Consider the following 687-nt stretch of genomic DNA (forward strand, 5'->3'; position numbering starts at 1 on the left):
GCCGGCACGCTGACCGGGCGCTCGAACTGCCAGCCGCGCGGGCCGATGCGCAGCGTGTGGGACCACTCGCCGGGCTGCGGCGCGAGCGCGTGGCAGGCCACGGCGAAGAGTGCCGCCGCCAGCGCGAGCAGGGTGGCGAGGAGGGCGAAGGTGATGAGGCTGAGGCGGCGTGCGGGGGAACGGAGAGGGTGGGGGTGAGAGCCGCTGTTCTTCATCGCATGGCTCCCGAGTCCACCACCGCCACCGTCGTCACCGCCTGCCAGGGGCCGGTCGAGCGGCCCAGCGCCGCGGCCCAGAACCACGCCGAGGTGTCGGTGTAGGCCTGGCCTTCCGCATCCGCGATGCGCTCGCACACGCGCAGCCGCTGCGCACCGCGCTCGGCCTCGAAGCAGCGCCACAGCCGCTGCTGCGCGTCGCGCTCCAGGCGTGCGGCGGCGATGCTGTAGCCGAGGCCACGATAGCAGTCGGCCGCCGGGTGCAGCATGCGCGTGGGGCGCTGCACGTCGCGCAGCACCAGCAGCCGCTCGCCGTCGCTGAAGCGGCCGATCGCGCCGGGGAAAGCGTTGGCGAAACGCTGCTCCACCGGGCTCAGCGCCAGCGGGCGCAGCGTGCGGCCGTCGAACTGCCGCGGCCATTCGACGGCGCTCAACGCGCCGTCGGCCGGCGCCGCGTCGCGCGCCAGCGGCG

General features: G+C 75.5%; 1 protein-coding gene and 1 pseudogene. Both read right to left on the bottom strand.

Annotation, left to right across the window (positions count from 1 at the left end):
• A pseudogene (locus tag Y694_RS22135) lies at positions 1-215 on the bottom strand (hypothetical protein); the annotation flags it as partial.
• The coding region (locus Y694_RS22140) for a hypothetical protein (RefSeq protein ID WP_036236873.1) at positions 212-687 on the bottom strand (476 nt) is incomplete at its 5' end. The gene Y694_RS22140 and the pseudogene Y694_RS22135, both read right to left, overlap by 4 nt.

The organism is Methylibium sp. T29-B (assembly GCF_000576225.1).
Taxonomy (GTDB): Bacteria; Pseudomonadota; Gammaproteobacteria; order Burkholderiales; family Burkholderiaceae_C; genus Methylibium; species Methylibium petroleiphilum.